The organism is Streptomyces sp. V1I1, from assembly GCF_030817355.1.
GTDB lineage: Bacteria > Actinomycetota > Actinomycetes > Streptomycetales > Streptomycetaceae > Streptomyces.
Window position 1 is genome coordinate 5054036 of sequence record NZ_JAUSZH010000001.1, and the last position, 18241, is coordinate 5072276.

At 71.2% G+C, this 18241-nt stretch carries 14 protein-coding genes; 6 read left to right on the plus strand and 8 right to left on the minus strand.

The window, feature by feature from the left end; all coding sequences use genetic code 11:
- Positions 1-20 precede the first annotated feature (20 nt).
- From QFZ67_RS23740 to QFZ67_RS23750, 3 genes are all read right to left on the minus strand, one after another.
- Positions 21-1280, minus strand: coding sequence for a glycosyltransferase family 87 protein (locus QFZ67_RS23740; protein WP_307663090.1), 1260 nt, complete (start codon positions 1278-1280; stop codon positions 21-23).
- An 88-nt stretch (positions 1281-1368) separates the two neighbouring features.
- On the minus strand, positions 1369-2154 hold the full coding sequence (locus QFZ67_RS23745) for an ABC transporter ATP-binding protein (protein WP_307663091.1): 786 nt from the start codon (positions 2152-2154) through the stop codon (positions 1369-1371).
- Entirely contained in the window at positions 2147-3058 is a 912-nt protein-coding gene (locus tag QFZ67_RS23750; RefSeq protein ID WP_307665944.1) for an ABC transporter permease, read from the minus strand. Before QFZ67_RS23750 ends, QFZ67_RS23745 begins: the two co-directional genes overlap by 8 nt.
- Positions 3059-3200: 142 nt before the next feature.
- Here QFZ67_RS23750 and QFZ67_RS23755 point away from each other — a divergent pair, with 142 nt between their 5' ends.
- On the plus strand, positions 3201-3806 hold the full coding sequence (locus tag QFZ67_RS23755; RefSeq protein ID WP_307663092.1) for a TetR/AcrR family transcriptional regulator: 606 nt from the start codon (positions 3201-3203) through the stop codon (positions 3804-3806).
- Positions 3807-4165: 359 nt separating this feature from the next.
- Here the strand turns inward: QFZ67_RS23755 and QFZ67_RS23760 are convergent, their stop codons facing one another.
- The 4 genes from QFZ67_RS23760 to QFZ67_RS23775 form a co-directional block, all read right to left on the minus strand.
- Positions 4166-5047, minus strand: coding sequence for a carbohydrate ABC transporter permease (locus QFZ67_RS23760; protein WP_307663093.1), 882 nt, complete (start codon positions 5045-5047; stop codon positions 4166-4168).
- On the minus strand, positions 5044-6393 hold the full coding sequence (locus tag QFZ67_RS23765) for a carbohydrate ABC transporter permease (RefSeq protein WP_373430102.1): 1350 nt from the start codon (positions 6391-6393) through the stop codon (positions 5044-5046). The genes QFZ67_RS23760 and QFZ67_RS23765 overlap by 4 nt, the downstream gene beginning before the upstream one ends.
- 5 nt (positions 6394-6398) lie before the next feature.
- The gene (locus QFZ67_RS23770; protein WP_307663095.1) at positions 6399-7763 is read right to left on the minus strand and encodes an ABC transporter substrate-binding protein; all 1365 of its coding nucleotides are present in this window, start codon (positions 7761-7763) and stop codon (positions 6399-6401) included.
- A 161-nt stretch (positions 7764-7924) separates the two neighbouring features.
- A complete protein-coding gene (locus tag QFZ67_RS23775) occupies positions 7925-11299 on the minus strand; it encodes an FHA domain-containing protein (protein ID WP_307663096.1) in 3375 nt (1124 codons plus the stop codon).
- A 457-nt stretch (positions 11300-11756) separates the two neighbouring features.
- Between QFZ67_RS23775 and QFZ67_RS23780 the strand changes: the two genes are divergently transcribed.
- From QFZ67_RS23780 to QFZ67_RS23795, 4 genes are all read left to right on the plus strand, one after another.
- Positions 11757-13415, plus strand: a complete 1659-nt coding sequence (locus tag QFZ67_RS23780) for a serine/threonine-protein kinase (protein WP_307663097.1) — start codon at positions 11757-11759, stop codon at positions 13413-13415.
- A 222-nt stretch (positions 13416-13637) separates the two neighbouring features.
- Positions 13638-14918, plus strand: a complete 1281-nt coding sequence (locus QFZ67_RS23785; RefSeq protein WP_307663098.1) for a serine/threonine-protein kinase — start codon at positions 13638-13640, stop codon at positions 14916-14918.
- 38 nt (positions 14919-14956) lie between these two features.
- Positions 14957-16063: a peptide chain release factor 2 gene (gene prfB / locus QFZ67_RS23790; protein ID WP_307663099.1), complete on the plus strand. Its 1107-nt coding sequence runs from the start codon at positions 14957-14959 to the stop codon at positions 16061-16063.
- A gap of 267 nt (positions 16064-16330) precedes the next feature.
- A complete protein-coding gene (locus QFZ67_RS23795; RefSeq protein ID WP_307663100.1) occupies positions 16331-16993 on the plus strand; it encodes a PT domain-containing protein in 663 nt (220 codons plus the stop codon).
- A gap of 100 nt (positions 16994-17093) precedes the next feature.
- Here QFZ67_RS23795 and QFZ67_RS23800 read toward each other — a convergent pair whose 3' ends face one another.
- A complete protein-coding gene (locus QFZ67_RS23800; protein ID WP_307663101.1) occupies positions 17094-17288 on the minus strand; it encodes a hypothetical protein in 195 nt (64 codons plus the stop codon).
- A 249-nt stretch (positions 17289-17537) separates the two neighbouring features.
- On the opposite strand from QFZ67_RS23800, the gene ftsE reads away from it, so the two are divergent.
- Positions 17538-18227 carry a cell division ATP-binding protein FtsE gene (ftsE, locus tag QFZ67_RS23805; RefSeq protein WP_266475950.1) on the plus strand — a complete coding sequence of 230 codons (690 nt, stop codon included), beginning with the start codon at positions 17538-17540 and terminating at the stop codon, positions 18225-18227.
- Positions 18228-18241 lie beyond the last annotated feature (14 nt).

Here is an 18241-nt window from a genome sequence, read left to right on the forward strand (position 1 = left end):
CCGGCGATTGAGCGTTCTGCTCAGTCGGCCCGGGTGGCCGTGGCCGCCCACAGCCGTCGGCAGGAGAGCAGCGCCGCGGCGAGCAGCAGCCCGTTCCGTACGACCATGAGCAGCAGGCCTAGTGGAGAACCGGCCAGCACGTCGTCGTACAGCAAGGGGTAGGCGAGCGCGCTCAGCGCGGCAGCGGGCAGCATCAGGAGCGCGACCGGGCGCTGGGTGGTGTGCCGGGAGGTGAGGCAGACCGCGGCGAGGCCGAGCAGCCAGATCAGATACTGCGGGCTGATGACGCGGCTGGTGACGGTGAAGAGCAGTACGGCTGCGAACGCGGCGTCGAAGGGCGTGGCGGGCGTCCAGCGCGTCGCCCTGAACCGCCACAGCAGCAGCCAGCACACCGCGGCGACGGTCAGCAGCAGGGAGATCCGCGCCACGCTCGGCACATAGGGACCGACGAACTCGAAGGCCCCGTACTGGTATCTGACCGAGCCCGGCCAGCCCGCCTTCCGCGCCAGCTGGAGCGCGGTCCCGCCGAGCGACTCGATCTGCACACCCCTCGCGCCCTGCTGCCGCAGAAAGTCCAGGCTGTGTGTGAAGGCGAGGGACAGCACGGCGAGCAGCGCGGCGGCGGAGGCGGCCGCGGAGAGCCAGGCGGCGCGTGTCGTACGTCCCCGGGGCGTGCCCAGCACGGTGAGCAGCGGCCACACCTTGATCATCGCGCCGAGCCCGGCGAGCGCGCCGCCGATCAGCGGCCGGTTCCGCACGGCCAGCAGCGCGAGCACGGCGACGGCGGTGACCTGGACGTCGTAGCGCGCGTAGGGAAGGTGCAGCAGCAGTGGCAGTCCGCACACCCACAGCCAGGCGCCGCGCACACCGGCCCGGGCAAGGGCGAGCGTGATGACGGCGTCGGCGGCGAGGGTGAGCGCGACGAAGGCCTGGAAGTACGTCAGCCAGGGCAGCGCGCCGGGCGAGAGGAAGACGAGCGCGGCGCCGGGCGGGTACTGCCAGGTGACGTCGTTCAGGGGGAAGGCGCCCTGGGCGAGCTGTTCGTACCAGCGCCGGTAGAGGGTGTGCACCTCACCGGCGACGCCGCTGTCGCCGACGCGGTCGACGAGAAGCAGGGCGAGCATGCCGACGCGGGTGGCCGCCCAGACGGCGGCGAGGGTGGCGGCTTGCCGGAGGTGGGGGCGGGTGCCGCGGCGGCTTGCGGTGCCGGCGTCTGAGGTCCCTGGCGCCGGGGGAAGGCCGGAGGCGGGCGGGGGCGGGCCGATCCGATGGGTCGTCATCGGCCGGTACTTTAGCCCGCTTTAAAGCTATTTCGACAGATTTCCTGCCGCTTCCTGCCGCTCCCTGCCGCGTCTCGCTGCTCCCCTGCTACTTCTTGCCGCCGGTGAACTCTTCGTACGCGGCGACGACTTCCTTCGCCGGGCCGTCCATCCGCAGCGTCCCGGCTTCCAGCCAGATGGCGCGGTCGCAGGTCTCGGTGATCGTGCCGTTGCTGTGACTGACCAGGAAGACCGTGCCCGCCTCCGCGCGCAGCTCGTCGATCCGCTCCTGGCTGCGCCGCCGGAAGCGGGCGTCGCCCGTGGACAGCGCCTCGTCGATCAGCAGGACGTCATGGCTCTTGGCGGCGGCGATGGAGAACCGCAGCCGGGCGCCCATGCCGGAGGAGTACGTACGCATCGGCAGCGAGATGAAGTCGCCCTTGTCGTTGATCCCCGAGAAGTCGACGATGTCGTCGTAGCGCGCGTGGATCTGCTCGCGCGTCATGCCCATCGCGAGGCCGCCGAGGATGACATTGCGCTCGCCGGTCAGGTCGGCCATCAGCGCGGCGTTCACGCCGAGCAGGGAGGGCTGGCCCTGGGTGAAGACCTTGCCCTCGGAGGGCGGCAGCAGGCCCGCGATCGCCTTGAGCAGGGTCGACTTTCCCGAGCCGTTGGAGCCGATCAGGCCGATGGCCTCGCCCTTGTACGCGGCGAAGCTGACGCCCTTGACGGCGTGCACCTCACGCCCACCGGGGGTGGACTTGCGGGAGATGATCCGGCTGAGGGCGGTGGTGGCGCTGCCCCGGCCGGTGCGGGCGCCGTTCACTTTGTACGTGACGTGGACGCCGTCGACGACGACGGTGGGGACGCGTGCGGTGGTGCGGGAGTCAGCCACGGCCGTACTCCTCCTCTGCCTTCCAGAAGTACACGAATCCGCCGGCCCCGAAGAGCACTGCCCAGAACAGGGCGAGAGCCCATACGTGCGGGGGGAGGTGGGCGGCGGTGAAGCTGTCGATGAGGGCGAAGCGCACCAGGTCGATGTAGACGGCGGCGGGGTTGCACTCCAGCGCGAGCATCACGAGGTGGGGCAGCTTGTTGTGGCTGAGCACCTTGTCGATGGACCACATCACGCCGGAGACGTACATCCAGGTGCGCAGGACGAACGGCATCAGCTGGGCGATGTCCGGGGTCCGGCTGGCCAGCCGCGCCATGATCATCGAGAGGCCGGTGTTGAAGCCGGCCTGCAGGAGCAGTGCGGGGATCGCGAGCAGCCAGCTGACGTGCGGGTACTCCCCGACGGCGATCAGAATCCCGACCAGCGCGGCGAGTGAGAAGAGCAGCTGCTGGAGCTGCTGGAGCGCGATGGCGATGGGGAGGCTGGCGCGGGGGAAGTGCAGTGCCTGTACAAGGCCGATGTTGCCGGAGATCGCCCGGGTGCCGGCCATGATCGAGCTGGAGGTGAAGGTCCAGATGAAGACGCCGGTCACGAGGAACGGGACGAAGTCGGCGACACCGTTCTTGGTGTCGAGCAGCACGCCGAAGATGAAGTAGTAGACCGTCGCGTTGAGCAGGGGGGTCATGACCTGCCAGACCTGGCCGAGCTTGGCCTGGCTGTACTGGGCGGTCAGCCGGGCGGTGGCGAAGGCGACGATGAAGTGGCGGCGGGACCAGAGCCGGCGGAGGTAGGCGGGGAGGGTGGGGCGGGCGCCGCTGACGGTGAGGCCGTGGCGGACCGCGAGCGCGGTGAGGTCCGTCTCGGCCGTCTCGGGTTTGTGCAGCTCCGGCTGTGGCCGGGCGATGGTCTGGCTGCTCACGGTGCTCGCTTTCCACAGGGCGGGGGCGGCGGGCAACGATGGGACGGACCCGTTTCGTCGCTACGGGGAGAGTAGGACGGAGTTACGTCGCGACGCAACCGTCTCGTCGTCCCGCTATGCTCTGTGCATGACCACGGATCCGGGAACCCCACGTCGTGCGCCGGCGGGAGCCGCAGTGCTCCGGGAGGACGTGACCGACGCCATTCGCGCCGCCGTCTTCGAGGAGCTGGCGGCGGTGGGCTTCGCGCGGATGTCGATCGAGGGGATCGCGCGGCGGGCGGGCGTCGGCAAGACGGCGGTCTACCGGCGGTGGAAGTCGAAGCTGTCGCTGGTGCTGGACCTGGTCTCGGCGTTCGCGGCGCAGGGGTTGCCGGCGCCGGCGACGGGTTCGCTGCACGGGGACGTACGGGCGCTCCTGGAGGTGGCGTCGCACGCCCTGCGCCACCCGGTGGCCTCGCAGGTCATCCCTGACCTGCTGGTGGAGGCGGCCCGTCACCCGGAAATCTCGGACGCGATCAAGGCGGCGCTGCTGGACAGCCAGCAAGGGGTGGCGGCAGTGGTGGTACGGGACGCGGTGGCGCGCGGCGAACTGCCCGAGTCGACGGACCCCGACCGGGCGCTGGACGTGATTGTGGGGCCGCTGTACTGGCGGCTGGTGGTGGTGCGGGCGGGGTTGCCGAAGGGGTACCTGGACGAGCTGGCGCGGTCGGCGGTGGCGGCGCTTCGGGCGTGACGGGGCTTTTTCCCCTACCCCGCCCCTTCCCGACCGGGGGGCGAGACCCCCGGGCCCCCTTCGCGCGCGGCGGGGCCGGACAGCGGAGGTCTTCGGTCCCGCTGGGTGCGGCAGCTTCGCGCCGCGGGCCGCCCCGGTTGGCGGCGTCGCGGACCGGGACGTGCCCCTGGCCGCCGACCGCGGCGCCACCCGGGTGGCGGCGGCCCCGTCAGACGCCGACCGCCCCGGCCACCGCCCCGGTGCGCACCAACCCCGCGCCGCCGGGCCTCGGGCCCCAGGAGCGCCGCGAACCCCGCCCCGCGCAACCGCGGCCCGCTGGTCAGACTTCGCCAGGGGCACCGTCGTCAGTGGTGCTGGGGCTATTTGACCGCTCCCGCCATCACTCCCGTCACGAACTGCCGCTGGAACGCGAAGAACACCGCCAGCGGAATGATCATCGAGACGAACGCTCCCGGCGCCAGCACGTCGATGTTGTTGCCGAACTGCCTCACCTGGCGCTGCAGCGCCACCGTGATCGGTGCGCTCTCCGAGTCCGCGAAAATCAGCGCGACCAGCATGTCGTTCCACACCCACAGGAACTGGAAGATGCCGAGCGACGCGATCGCCGGGCCGCCCAGGGGCATCACCACGCGGGTGAAGAGCCGGATCTCGCCCGCCCCGTCCAGCCGCGCCGCCTCCAGCAGTTCCCTCGGGATCTCCGCGAAGAAGTTCCGCAGCAAGAAGATCGCGAACGGGAGCCCGAACGCCACATGGAAGATGATCACGCCGATCGTCGTCTCGAAGATGCCGATCTGGCCGAACAGCCTGGAGACCGGCACCAGCGCGACCTGGACCGGGACCACCAGCAGGGCGACCACCGCTATGAACCACCAGTCGCGACCCGGGAAGTCCATCCAGGCGAAGGCGTAACCGGCCAGCGAGCCGATCACCACCACCAGAAGCGTCGCCGGGACGGTGATCAGCACGCTGGACAGCAGGGAGTCGGTGATCGCCTCGTTGTCCAGCAGACGCGAGTAGTTGTCGAAGGTGACCTGCGCGGGCGTGGTGAAAACCTTCCACCAGCCGCTCTCGCCGATGTCCGCCGGCCCCCGCAGCGAGGACAGCAGCAGCCCGATCGTCGGCATCAGCCAGAACAGGCCCACCAGGACCAGGAAGACGCGCATCACGCCGCCGCCCGTGCGCGCCGCGATCCGTGCGGGGAGGGACTGCTTCGCCTTCACCACACCGTCGGTCGTGGTCATCGGCGGGCCTCCCTTCGCATGCGCCGGATGTTGAACAGCATCACCGGGATCACCAGCAGCAACAGCAGGACTGCGATCGCGCTGCCGAGCCCCAGGTGCGAGTCCGTGCCGAACGACGACCGGTACAGCTGGAGCGCAAGCACGTTCGCGTCGTCCTGGGCCGAGCCCGGCGCGATGATGAAGACCAGGTCGAAGATCTTCAGCACGTTGATCATCAGGGTGACCAGCACCACCGCGAGTACGGGCGCCAGCAGCGGGACCGTCACCCTGCGGAAGACCTGCCACTCGTTCGCGCCGTCCACCCGCGCCGCCTCCAGCAGTTCACGCGGCACGCTCGCCAGGCCCGCCGCGATCAGCACCATCGCGAAGCCCGCCCACATCCACACGTAACTGCCGATGATCGCCGGTGTGACGAGCGAAGGGCCGAGCCAGTTGACGCCGTTGTACGGCTCCCTGAAGTTGTCGGCGGGCAGCCGCAGTTGAGCCCCCTCCGCGGACGCCGGCAGCGTGAACGTACCGTCCGCGCCCGCCCGCGCGGACGCGACGACCTTGCCGTCCTTGACCGCCTCCACCTTGATGCCCTTGAGGCCGAGCTCCTGCGCGTCGATGGCGTTCGGCTTGCCGCCGCCGCCCTTGGTGAAGTCCAGCCACGCGGTCCCGCGGATCTTCCCGTCGTCCGGCCGCGCCACCTTCGCGGACTTCGCGTCGGACGGCATCTTCGCCGGCGCGACGCCGACCAGCGGCAGCAGCGCCTCCCTGCCCGCAGTCACCGGCTCCTTCGTGACGAACGAGCCGCCGCCGCCCGCCTTGAGCGGATGCACCGGCAGCGGATGCGCCTTGGGGAATCCGGCCGACTCGGCGAACGTGTCGTGCACGCCCACCCAGACCGCGTTGGCGACCCCCCGGTCCGGATCCTGCTCGTACACCAGCCGGAAGATGATGCCCGCGGCGAGCATCGAGATCGCCATCGGCATGAAGACGATCAGCTTGAAGGCCGTGCCCCAGCGGACCCGCTCGGTGAGCACGGCGAAGATCAGACCGAGCGCCGTCGAGACGGTCGGCGCGACCACCACCCAGATCGCGTTGTTCTTGACCGCGGTCAGGATGGAGTCCTCGGTGAAGATCTCCTTGTAGTTGTCGAGCCCGGCGAAACCGCTGCCGGCCTGGTCGAAGAAGGACCGGTAGACCGAGTACCCGATCGGGTAGACCACGAGCGCGCCCAGCAGCACCAGCGCGGGCAGCAGAAAGCCGGCCGCGACGATTTTACGTGTGCCTGTCACGCTCTTGCGCTTGCCGACGGGGGGCTGCGGGCTCGCCGAGCCCCCCGCGGTCGCCGCGGCTGTCACCCGCGTCAGCTCTTGTACGCCTTGGCCGCGTCCGACTCCAGCTTCTGCTGGGCCCCCGCGACGTCCTTCGGATTCTTCAGGAAGTCCTGCAGCGCTTTCCACTCACCCTTGCCGGGCGTGCCACCGAATGACTGCGGCATCTGGTCCGACATGTCGAAGCGGAAGTCGTCGCCCGCCTCGATCAGCGCCTTGGCGATGTCGCGCTGCACATCATTGGGGTACGCGGCGAGGTCCAGGGCCTTGTTCGGGGAGATGAACCCGCCCGACGAGGCCGAGATCTTCGCCGCGTCCGGGGAGGCGAGGAAGGTCAGCAGCGCCTGCGCGCCCTTGGAGTCCTTCAGCGCCACGGCCGCGTCTCCGCCCGTCACCACCGGAGGCTCCGCGCCGACCGCCGGGAACGGGAACACCTTCGCGTCCGTACCGATCTTGGCTTCTGTCTGCGCGATGTTGACGGTCACGAAGTCGCCCTCGAAGACCATCGCGCCCTTGGGCTGGTCGCCCCCGCTGAAAGTCTGGGTGACAGATGCCGGGAACTCAGTCTGCAGCGCGCCGTCCGCGCCGCCCGAGATCAGGGCGGGCTTGCCGAAGAGCTCGCCGAGCGTCGTCAGCGCGGTCTTCACGGACGGGTCGGTCCACTTGATCTTGTGCTGTGCGAGCTGGTCGTACTTCTCCGGGCCCGCCTGGGAGAGATAGACGTTCTCGAACCAGTCGGTGAGCGTCCAGCCGTCCGCGCCCGCCACCGAGACGGGGGTGACGCCCGATGCGGAGATCGTCTCGGCCGTGGACAGGAAGTCCTTCCAGGTCTTCGGCTCCTGCGCGCCCGCGTTCTCGAAGGCGGCATTGTTGTACCAGACCAGGGACTTGTTGGCGGCCTTGTAGTACACGCCGTACTGCGTGCCGTCCACGGCGCCGAGATCCTGCCAGCCCTTGGAGTAGTTCTTCGCCAGCTGCGCCTTGGCCTCCGCGCCGACGGGCTTGGCCCATTTACGCTGTACGGCCTGCTGGATCGCGCCCACTTGGGGGAGCATCGCGACATCGGGCGGACTGCCACCCGCGATCTTCGTACCGAGGAAGTTGACGATCGGGTCCTGCGCGGGGACGAACGTGACCGTGGCCCCGGTCCGCTTCTCGAACTCCTTGAGGACCTTGGTGAAGTTCTCCTGCTCGGGGCCGCTCCAGACCGCGGCAACTTCTATCTTCTCGCCGTTCAGCTTGGGCAGTTGGACGGTAGTTGAGGGCTCCTTGCCCTTGCTCTCGCCCGGTTTCGCCGTGTCGTCCTTGTTGTCGCCGCAGCCGGTGATGGCGAGGGCGCCGATGGCGGCGAACACCACTGCGGCCCTGCCCGTAGTCGTACGAAGAGTTGTGCGCATCACTGCCCCGTCTCTTCCGTGCGCTGTCCCGTGCGCTGTCCCGTGACCGACAGGTGTACGCCCGGTATCCGGGTGCCGCAATACCGCACCAGGCGTCAACAAGCCTTTTGTGATGCCCTTGTGACGTGATGTCAGGTCAAAGCCTGGATCCGTGCCGCCGGTCAGGGGCGGGCCGGAGTCAGCGGCGGAACCGGAGCCGCGTCCACCGATCGTGCAGCTCGCTCCAGGGCACTGGCCAAGAGCGCCAGGTCCGTTGGGCCATTGCCCAGTTCACGTACGGGACGACGGGTCGGCGGATCGCCCATCCGCTCCCACTCGAGCGGCACCACAGTGGGACGCAAGGTCGCCGTACGCGGAATGCGTCCCGTGACCCGGCCGCTCTGGAACGGCGTCACCCGGCCGTCCGGATGGCCGAGCCTGCCGCGACCCGGAGCGGGGTCCTCCGGTCCCGGCGAGGCGGGCGGCGCGTCCAGCACGACGCGCAGCCGCGCGCCCTGAGTGAGCTCCGTGTCCGCGGTGCGGTCGGGGCGGGCGGATGTCGCCACCAGATGTACGCCGAGCCGCTCACCGTCGCGGGCAATGGCATCCAGCGCCCGTACGACCGAACCGGCCGCGGGGCGTCCGGGGCTGCCGAGCGCCGGGGCGACCAGCGCGTCGAAGTCGTCCACCAGCACGACGAGCCGGGGGAGCGGGGCGGGCCCCTGCGCCTTCGTACGAGCGCCGGGGCGCAGCCGGAGCGTTCCGCTGGAAGAAGAGTCCAGGTCGCCGCGCTGCTCGGCGGCGCTCGGCGGGCGCTGGCCCACCATCCGGTTGGCCAGCTCGCGCTGCGTGTGCCACTCGGCGAAGCCCACGCTGCCGAGCAACTCGGACCGGCGCTTCAGCTCGGCCCCCAGCGCCTGCGCGAAGGCCCGCATCCGGACCGGGTCGGAGGCCACCAAGTGCTCGGTGACGTGCGGGAGTTCCGCACAGGCGGCGAGCCCTTCGCCGCGCTCGCCGCCCGCGCCGTCGACAAGCAGCAGGCCGAGCCGGTCGGGGCGGCCCGCGGCGGCCAGCGAGGCCGCGACGGAACGCAGCAGCTCGGTACGGCCACTGCCGGCCGGGCCCTCGATCAGCAGATGCGGGCCCTCTTCGATCAGATCGACGGCCAGCGGGCCGTACGGACCCGCGCCGAGCACGGCGGTGCCGTCGCCCGCGGACGCCCAGCGTGCCATCAGCGATGCGGGCGTGGCGCGGGCCAGGCCCAGCTCGTCGAGGAGCCGCGCGGACCGGGGCAGCGCCACGGCCCTGCCCGGGTGAGCGCCCGTGCTCCCGCCCTCGGCGCGCAGGGGTGCGAGCGCGCGGCCGAAGCGCTCCGCCCAGGCCGCCGACACCGCGTCCACCGCGCCGACCGTGCCGTGCCCGGCGGGCTGCCCGTCGGCCGTACGCATCAGGCGCAGCGCGGTCGCCACATCGCCGCTCAGCAGGGCGACCGCCCCGCACTCGCGAAAGGCGAGCGAGGCCGCGCACGCCGTCTCGTACGTCGCGGCGACCGGGGACGCGGGCGAGGCGGCCGGGGTCTCGGCCAGACAGACCAGATGGATCCCGGCGGCCGAGCCTGCGCCGGCGAGGCGGGCCGTCGTCTCGCGCAGCACGGCCGAGCCCGGGTCGCCGTCGACGATGACGACGGTGCGGGCCCCTTCATGCCGCGCGGCGGCCTCGGCGAGGGACCTGCGGTCGGCGCTCGGCCAGCCGGGACCGAGCGGGCCGTCGTCCAGCCTGCGGGTGAGCTCCGCGCTGCGGGCGGTGGCCTGGTCCCGGTCGTACGCGAGCAGCAGCCGGCAGTCCTGGCCGTGGGCGGGCCGCAGATGCGGCAGCCAGCCGAGCCAGGCCCACTCGGCCCTGCGCTCCTCCAGACTCCGGGTCCGGTCCGTGCTGATCAGCACGATCTCCAGGTCCACCGGCGAGTGCAGCGCGGCGAGCTGGGCCACGACTGACCTGGCGAGACCGGCCAGCCGCGCCCGCGGTCCCGCGAGCCCCAGTGAACCGGCCTCCCGCAGGCCGACGGTCACCGGCACGGCGGGCAGCTCGGCCCGGTCGGCGGTGCCGAGCCGCACGACGAGTGACTCGGGATGCCCGGGCCCGCGCTCCCAGAGCCGCGGTCCGGGGCCGAGCGCGGTGAGAAGGACGGCGGCGGGGTCGGGCCAGCTTTCGACGACGGGCCCGGCGCTGAGGGGCGGACCGGGCTGCGGCGCGACCTCGGCGACGGGCTCCTCCCGCCCACCGGCCAGCCGCCGCGCCCAGGCACCTATGCCACGTCTGCGCCCGACACCCTGGGGCAGCCGGGTCCCGTGCGCGGGAGTGCCATGCCCCTTGGGCCCGGCGGAGGGAGCCTCGTCCTGACCGTCGGCGGCCCTGGCATGCACGGCGTCGCCCTGGGGTCCGCCCGCGGGGTGGCTCGGGTACAGCGTCCCGGCGTCGCCCTGGCCGGTGCTGGTGGGGGCGGACGGGACGTAGGGATCGGGGTCGTACTGGGTGGGCACGCGGGGGGTGGTGTTGTACGGGGCGGCGTACGCGTCGGGGCCGGAGCCTCCGGGGGCGTACGCCTCGGGGCCGGAGCCGTCCTTCGGACCGGCGGAGCCGGTGCCGTACGGAGCCGGCCCGTCGGGACGGCGAGGGTCTTGTGCCGGGCCGCCGGGGTTTGAACCGGCCGCGCCGGAGGCGTACGGAGCCGACCCCTCACGGCCGAGACCGCCCTGCCCCGACCCTGCAGCGGCTGAGCCGCCCGGCCCGGAGGCATGCGCAGCCGACCCGCCGCCCGATTCCGCCGGCCCGTCAGGGCCTTCCGCGCCAGTGCCCCGCGTCACCCGCAGGTGTCCCTCGCCGTCCGGAGCCGTGGCCAGGCCCGGCGTCCGGTCGCACGGGGCCAGGCGGAGCGTCGATTCGCCCAGGCGCAGCAGCGCGCCCGCGTGCAGGCGGACCGGGCGCGCGCTCACCGGTGTGCCGTCCAGCGTCGTGCCGTTCGTCGAGCCGAGGTCCGCGACCGTGACGCGCCCGTCCTCGGCGACCGTGACCGCGCAGTGCAGCCGCGAGACGTCCGGGTCGTCCAGCGGCACGTCCGTGTCGGCGGAGCGGCCGATCATGATCTGGCCGCCGTGCAGCAGATGGACGCCGCCCGCGTCCGGGCCCGCCACCACATGGAGCTGGGCGGACGCGTCCTCGACCGGCGACTCGTCATCGCGGGGGACCTGGAGAGAGAGCACCGCGCCGTCCACCAGCGGCGGCTCGCCCAGGGTGCGGCGCTGGGCGTCGAGCCTCTCCTGGCCCGCGTACAGCACGACCGAGCCCGAGACGTCCGGGCCGGAGACGGCCGCCGCCAGACCGGAGGCCACGGCGGCCAGCGCCGTCCCGGCGGGCGCGGTGATCAGCACGTCGCACGCGCGCCCCGCAGAGGCCTGTCCCGCGGAGCCTTGTCTCGCTGAGGACTGTCCCGCATAAGCGTGTCCCGCGGCCGCGGACTGCCCGCTGCACGGCGCGAGGACGGTCAGCCGGATCTGCATCGCCGTCAGCAATCCCTTCTGCGCGGGGTACCCGGCAGGGGAGCCGCCCTGTGATCGCCCCCACCCGGCAGGTCGGCACGCAGCGCGAGGCTCCCTCCCTCACGACTCCGTGCTGAGGGCATCCTCGCACCTGCCACTGACAACACGCCCGGGGACCACCGGTAAGTGATCTTGAATGGTCGGCTCTGGACGTAAAAATGCCTGGTTGGGATCTGATCCGGAAACGGGAGTGATGTGCGCGGCACGGCCGTTCGGCAACCATCCGTACGATGCCCGCGTCTTTCCTTCGAACACCGCTGGGCAGGCGAGGGGACGGACAAACGGACAACGGGACAGGCAACTGGACGGACGACAGGCCGGTGTCCCGTCCGGCGGCACTAAAGTGGGTCGGACACCCGGACAGGGCACAGCGTCCCGGGGACCACGCAAGGACCACGATCAGCAGGGAGCACATGACGTGCGGCCGGTAGGCAGCAAGTACCTGCTCGAGGAGCCCCTCGGGCGCGGCGCCACGGGCACCGTCTGGCGAGCCAGCCAGCGGGAGACCGCGGGCGCCGAGGCGGCCGTGGCGGGCCAGCCCGGCGAGACCGTCGCGATCAAGGTCCTCAAGGAGGAGCTGGCGAACGACGCGGACGTGGTGATGCGCTTCCTGCGCGAGCGCTCCGTCCTGCTCCGCCTGACCCACCCGAACATCGTGCGCACCCGGGACCTCGTCGTCGAGGGCGATCTCCTCGCGCTCGTCATGGACCTGGTCGACGGCCCCGACCTGCACCGTTATCTCCGGGACAACGGCCCCCTCACACCGGTCGCCGCGTCCCTCCTCACCGCCCAGATCGCGGACGCGCTCGCCGCCAGCCACGCCGACGGCGTCGTCCACCGCGACCTCAAGCCCGCGAACGTCCTGCTCAAGAGCGACGCCGACGGCCAGATGCACCCGATGCTCACCGACTTCGGCATCGCGCGCCTCGCGGACTCCCCGGGCCTGACCCGTACGCACGAATTCGTAGGCACGCCCGCGTACGTCGCGCCCGAGTCCGCCGAGGGCCGCCCGCAGACCTCCGCCGTCGACATCTACGGCGCGGGCATCCTGCTGTACGAACTGGCCACCGGCAGGCCCCCGTTCGCCGGCGGCACCGCGCTCGAAGTTCTCCACCGCCACCTGAGCGAGGAGCCGCGCCGCCCCACCACCGTTCCCGAGCCGCTGTGGACGGTCATAGAGCGTTGTCTGCGCAAGGAGCCCGCCGAGCGGCCCAGCGCCGAGAACCTCGCCCGCGGGCTGCGCACGGTCGCGGCCGGTATCGGCGTGCACTCGTCCTCCGCTCAGGTCGAGGCCGCACTCGGGGTCGCCGCGCTGCTGGCGCCCGACCCGTCGCCGGCCCCCGTGCCCGGCCTCCCGGGCGAGGCCGACCCGACACAGGTGCTGCCGAGCAACGCCGGTGCGTACAACCCCCCTGCGTACGACCCCAATGGCGCGACCAGCGTCATGCAGCAGACGGGCACCCCGCCGAACGGCGCCGACCCGACCGCGGCCATGCCCCCCGTGCCTCCGGGCCCGCCGCGTCCCGAGGATCCGCACCCCTGGCAGTCCCAGCTCCAGGCGGCGCGCGACCGCAACGAACAGACGCAGGTCCAGTACCTCGACCCGAGCCAGGACCCGCTGCGCCGTCGCCCGCAGCGCCAGCAGCAGCGGCCCCAGCAGCCGCCGCAGCGCCAGCAGCAGCAGCAGCAGTACGCACCGCAGGCACAGTCCCAGCGCCCCCAGCGCCCGCAGTCGCAGCGGTACGCTCCGCCACCGCCGCAGCAACAGCAGTACGCGCCTCCGCAGCCGCCGCCCCAGCAGCCCGTGCCGCGCCAGCCGAGGCAGCGCAGCGCCAACCCGATGCGGATCCCGGGCCTCGGCTGCCTCAAGGGCTGCCTGTTCACCGTGGTCCTGTTCTTCGTCGCGGGCTGGCTGATCTGGGAGCTCACCCCGCTACAGGACTGGGTCGCGCAGGGCACGAGCTACTGGGAGGCGATCGGCAACGGCATCTCGAAGGTGACGGGCTGGATCTCGGACCTCGGCGCTTCGGACCCGGGCTCATCGGACCCCGGCACCGGCTCGGCCCCCGGGCAGTAGCCACTGAGTAGCTTTGTCGACTTCCATGGGGTGATTTCCCCCGCAGAAGTGAAGGTTGGCGCCATCCGGGGCACACAGCCCCCGGATGCCCGCGTACGTTACTCGGGTGCGCCTCGCGTGTCCCCGTCGGTCACGGTGCCTGGCCTGCTTTTCGGGCCGGGGGTCCGGGGGTTGTCCCCCGGGTGGACACAGCGGGCAACGCCAGCCGCTGAGGGAGCAGTCTTGGCACGGAATATCGGCAGCCGGTACACGGCCCACCAGATCCTGGGGCGGGGCAGCGCCGGCACGGTGTGGCTCGGCGAGGGGCCCGAAGGCCCCGTCGCCATCAAGCTGTTGCGTGAGGACCTGGCATCAGACCAGGAACTGGTCGGACGCTTCGTGCAGGAGCGCACCGCCCTGCTCGGACTTGAGCACCCCAGGGTCGTCGGAGTCCGCGACCTCGTCGTCGACGGCAACGACCTGGCGCTCGTCATGGATCTCGTCCGCGGCACCGATCTGCGCACCCGTCTCGACCGGGAGCGCCGACTCGCCCCCGAGGCGGCGGTCGCGATCATCGCGGACGTCGCCGACGGCCTCGCCGCCGCGCACGCCGCCGGGGTCGTCCACCGCGACGTCAAGCCCGAGAACATCCTTCTCGACATGGAGGGCCCGCTCGGCCCCGCAGGATCCCACCCGGCGCTGCTCACCGACTTCGGCGTCGCCAAGCTGATCGACACCCCGCGCCGCACCAAGGCGCTGCGCCCCACCGGCGCGAACCCGCAGAACCCGCCGAACCCGTCGGGCATCATCGGCACCCCCGACTACATCGCCCCGGAGATCGTCGAGGGCCTGCCGCCCCGGGCCGCGGTCGATATCTACGCCCTCGCCACCGTGCTGTACGAGCTCCTCGCCGGCTTCACGCCCTTCGGCGGCGGCCACCCCGGCGCGGTCCTGCGCCGCCATGTCACCGAGACCGTGGTCCCCCTCCCGGGCATTCCCGACGAGCTGTGGCAGCTCATCGTCCAGTGCCTGGCGAAGGCCCCCGCCTCCCGTCTGCGCGCCTCCGAGCTGGCTACCCGCCTGCACGACCTGCTCCCGCTCCTCGCCGGCATGCCGCCGCTCGACGTCGACGAGCCGGACGCCGAGCCACCCTCGGAGCCCTACGAGGACGTGGTGCCGGCCACCCCCGGCGAACCCCGCCGCCGCGGCGCCGTCCCCCTCGTCCCCGGCGCAGCCCCCGCGGACTCCAACCGTGACACCCACACCTCGATGCGCGTCCCGGCCCCGGACGAGCTCGCGGGCGGCGCCCGCGGCACGGCCCGCGCCCCTCGCACTCCCGGCCAGCGGCGCCCGGGATCGGCCCGTCACAAGTCCGACGCGGTCCGCAAGCGCCGCATCACCCTGGGTGTCGCGGCGCTCGCGGTGGCGGCTGCGGTGGGCGTCGGCGGCTGGCTGGCCACGAGCGACGACGGCACGGACGCGCCCCCGCAGGACTCGAAGCAGTCGGCACCCGCGGAACCCTAGGGGGTCGGGGTGTCGCGCCCAGCCGTTACGCTGGACGCGTGGCAGTCGTCGATGTATCCGAAGAGCTGAAGTCCCTCTCCTCGACCATGGGGTCGATCGAGGCCGTCCTGGACCTCGAGAAGATGAGGGCAGATATTGCCGTGCTCGAGGAGCAGGCCGCGGCCCCGTCCCTCTGGGACGACCCGGAGGCGGCGCAGAAGATCACCAGCAAGCTTTCGCACCTCCAGGCCGAGCTTCGCAAGACCGAGGCGCTCCGTAACCGGATCGACGACCTGAGCGTGCTCTTCGAGCTCGCCGAGACCGAGGACGACGCGGACACCCTCGCCGAGGCAGAGTCCGAGCTCACCGACGTCCGCAAGGCGCTGGACGAGATGGAAGTACGCACGCTCCTGTCCGGTGAGTACGACGAGCGCGAGGCGCTGGTCAACATCCGCGCCGAGGCCGGCGGCGTCGACGCCTCCGACTTCGCCGAGCGCCTGCAGCGTATGTATCTGCGCTGGGCCGAGCGCCACGGCCACTCCACCGAGGTCTACGAAACGTCGTACGCCGAAGAGGCCGGCATCAAGTCGACCACCTTCGTGGTGAAGGCGCCGTACGCCTACGGCACGCTCTCCGTCGAGCAGGGAACCCACCGCCTGGTGCGTATCTCGCCGTTCGACAACCAGGGCCGCCGCCAGACGTCCTTCGCGGGTGTCGAGGTGCTCCCCGTCGTCGAGAAGACGGACCACATCGAGATCGACGAGGCCGAGCTGCGCGTCGATGTCTACCGCGCGTCAGGACCCGGCGGTCAGGGCGTCAACACCACGGACTCGGCGGTGCGTCTGACGCACATCCCGACCGGCATCGTCGTCTCGTGTCAGAACGAGCGCTCGCAGATCCAGAACAAGGCGAGCGCGATGAACGTCCTGCAGGCGAAGCTGCTTGAGCGCCGCCGTCAGGAGGAGCAGGCCAAGATGGACGCCCTCAAGGGCGACGGCGGCAACTCCTGGGGAAACCAGATGCGTTCGTACGTCCTGCACCCGTACCAGATGGTCAAGGACCTGCGTACGGAGTTCGAAGTGGGCAACCCGCAGGCGGTACTTGACGGTGAGATCGACGGCTTCCTGGAGGCCGGAATTCGCTGGCGCAAGCAGCAGGAGAAGTAAAACGACGCTTTGTCGACAAGGGAACTGCCGCCCCCGGGGCGGCAGTTCCCTTTTTATGTCACAGTTGCATCCGCGCAGGTCAGGCAAGCTCACGCATACCGGACATCACACGCGCAACGACCTTGACGCTAGTGCGAAAACTGGGAAAGCTGACGCGCGGCATGCGTATCTCTGGGGCGCGTGTGAATGGGGAAGAGCGGAACCACCCCCACGAAGTCGCCCCGGGCGCTGCTCCATTGACGATTAGCTACTGGGGGTAGCAGCCAGATGACCAAAAAGACGCGGATCCGTGTGGCGCGAATAGCCGCCGGCGCGGTGATCGCTGCCGGTGCGTCGCTGACCGCCGCCGGCGCCGCCTCGGCCGTCGGTGTCGGCATCGACGTCGGTCCCCTCAAGGTGTCGGCCAACGCCGACGAGAGTGGCATCGACGCCGGTATCGGTATCGACGCCGACCCGACCGAGATCCCGACGGACATTCCGACGGATGTCCCCACCGACATCCCGACCGATGTTCCGACGGACGTCCCCACGGATGTTCCCACCGATGTCCCGACCGACGTCCCCACGGACAAGCCCACGGACAAGCCGACCGGCAAGCCGACCGGCAAGCCGACGGACAAGCCCACCGGCAAGCCGACCGACGACCCGTCCGAGGACCCGACGAACCCGGGTAACGGCAACGGAAACGGCGATGACGGCGACGTCGGCACCTGCACCGTCGACCTCGACGGTGCCGAGTGCGCCGACAACACCGACACCGACAGCGCCGGCTCCAAGCCGGTCGAGCAGGGCAAGGCCAAGGAGGAGCTGGCGGAGACCGGCGCCGCCGAGACCACCTTCCTGCTCATCGGTGCCGCGACGATGATCGCCGGTGGCATCGGCTTCCGTATGCTGCCGCGTCTCGTTAGTGGCGGTCGCACCGTCGCCTGAGCGACAGGCGACAAGCGGTAAGCGACACAGCGCGTAGCAGTACGCGGAAGGGCCCGGGGTGCTAGAGCACCCCGGGCCCTTCCGTATGCCTGAAGCCGTCCTATGCGGTCTGGTGCGCGGCCAGCAGTGCCAGGGCCGCGATCAACACCACCAGTAGGGTCAGCAGCGCCACCGGGCTCAGCCCGCCGAAGGGGCCCTGCTGCTGCAGTCGCTCGCGGTTCGCCCGGCAGACCGGGCAGCGACCCTCTGTGACCGGAGCCGCGCAGTTGGCGCACACCAATCGGTCGTAGGTCATGCGCTCTCCTCCTCCCGCGCGCCGGAGCCGCAGGCGCGGACCGTAAGCACAGTTCTCTCCCGACAACGCTCAGGGAAACGCCACTGTTCCCCTACCACTGTGCCAGCTCGCGCGTGTTTCGGCGCGCCCCGCCGGATTGCACCCCTTCCATGAGGGGACAAAATGCGCAACTCATGGCGTCGACTGCGCGCGCCAGTCCGCTTCGCGTAAGGTCACGCACACCTACTCCCGGCCGACCGTGGTGCACCCGTGATCCGATTCGACAACGTCTCCAAGACCTACCCCAAGCAGAGCCGCCCCGCCCTGCGCGACGTCTCACTCGACATCGCCAAGGGAGAGTTCGTCTTCCTCGTCGGCTCGTCCGGTTCCGGCAAGTCGACCTTCCTGCGGCTGGTTCTGCGCGAGGAGCGCGCCAGCCAGGGCCTGGTGCATGTCCTCGGCAAGGACCTGGCCCGGCTGTCCAACTGGAAGGTGCCGCACATGCGCCGCCAGCTGGGCACGGTCTTCCAGGACTTCCGGCTGCTGCCCAACAAGACCGTCGCGGAGAACGTGGCGTTCGCGCAGGAGGTCATCGGCAAGCCGCGCGGTGAGATCCGCAAGGCCGTGCCCCAGGTCCTCGACCTCGTCGGCCTCGGCGGCAAGGAGGACCGGATGCCCGGTGAGCTCTCCGGCGGTGAGCAGCAGCGCGTCGCTATCGCGCGGGCCTTCGTCAACCGCCCCATGCTGCTGATCGCGGACGAGCCGACCGGCAACCTCGACCCGCAGACCTCCGTGGGCATCATGAAGCTGCTGGACCGGATCAACAGGACCGGTACCACGGTGATCATGGCGACTCACGACCAGAACATCGTCGACCAGATGCGCAAGCGCGTCATCGAGCTCGAAAAGGGCCGTCTCGTACGCGACCAGGCACGCGGCGTTTACGGCTACCAGCACTGAGCCCGTAGAGCGAC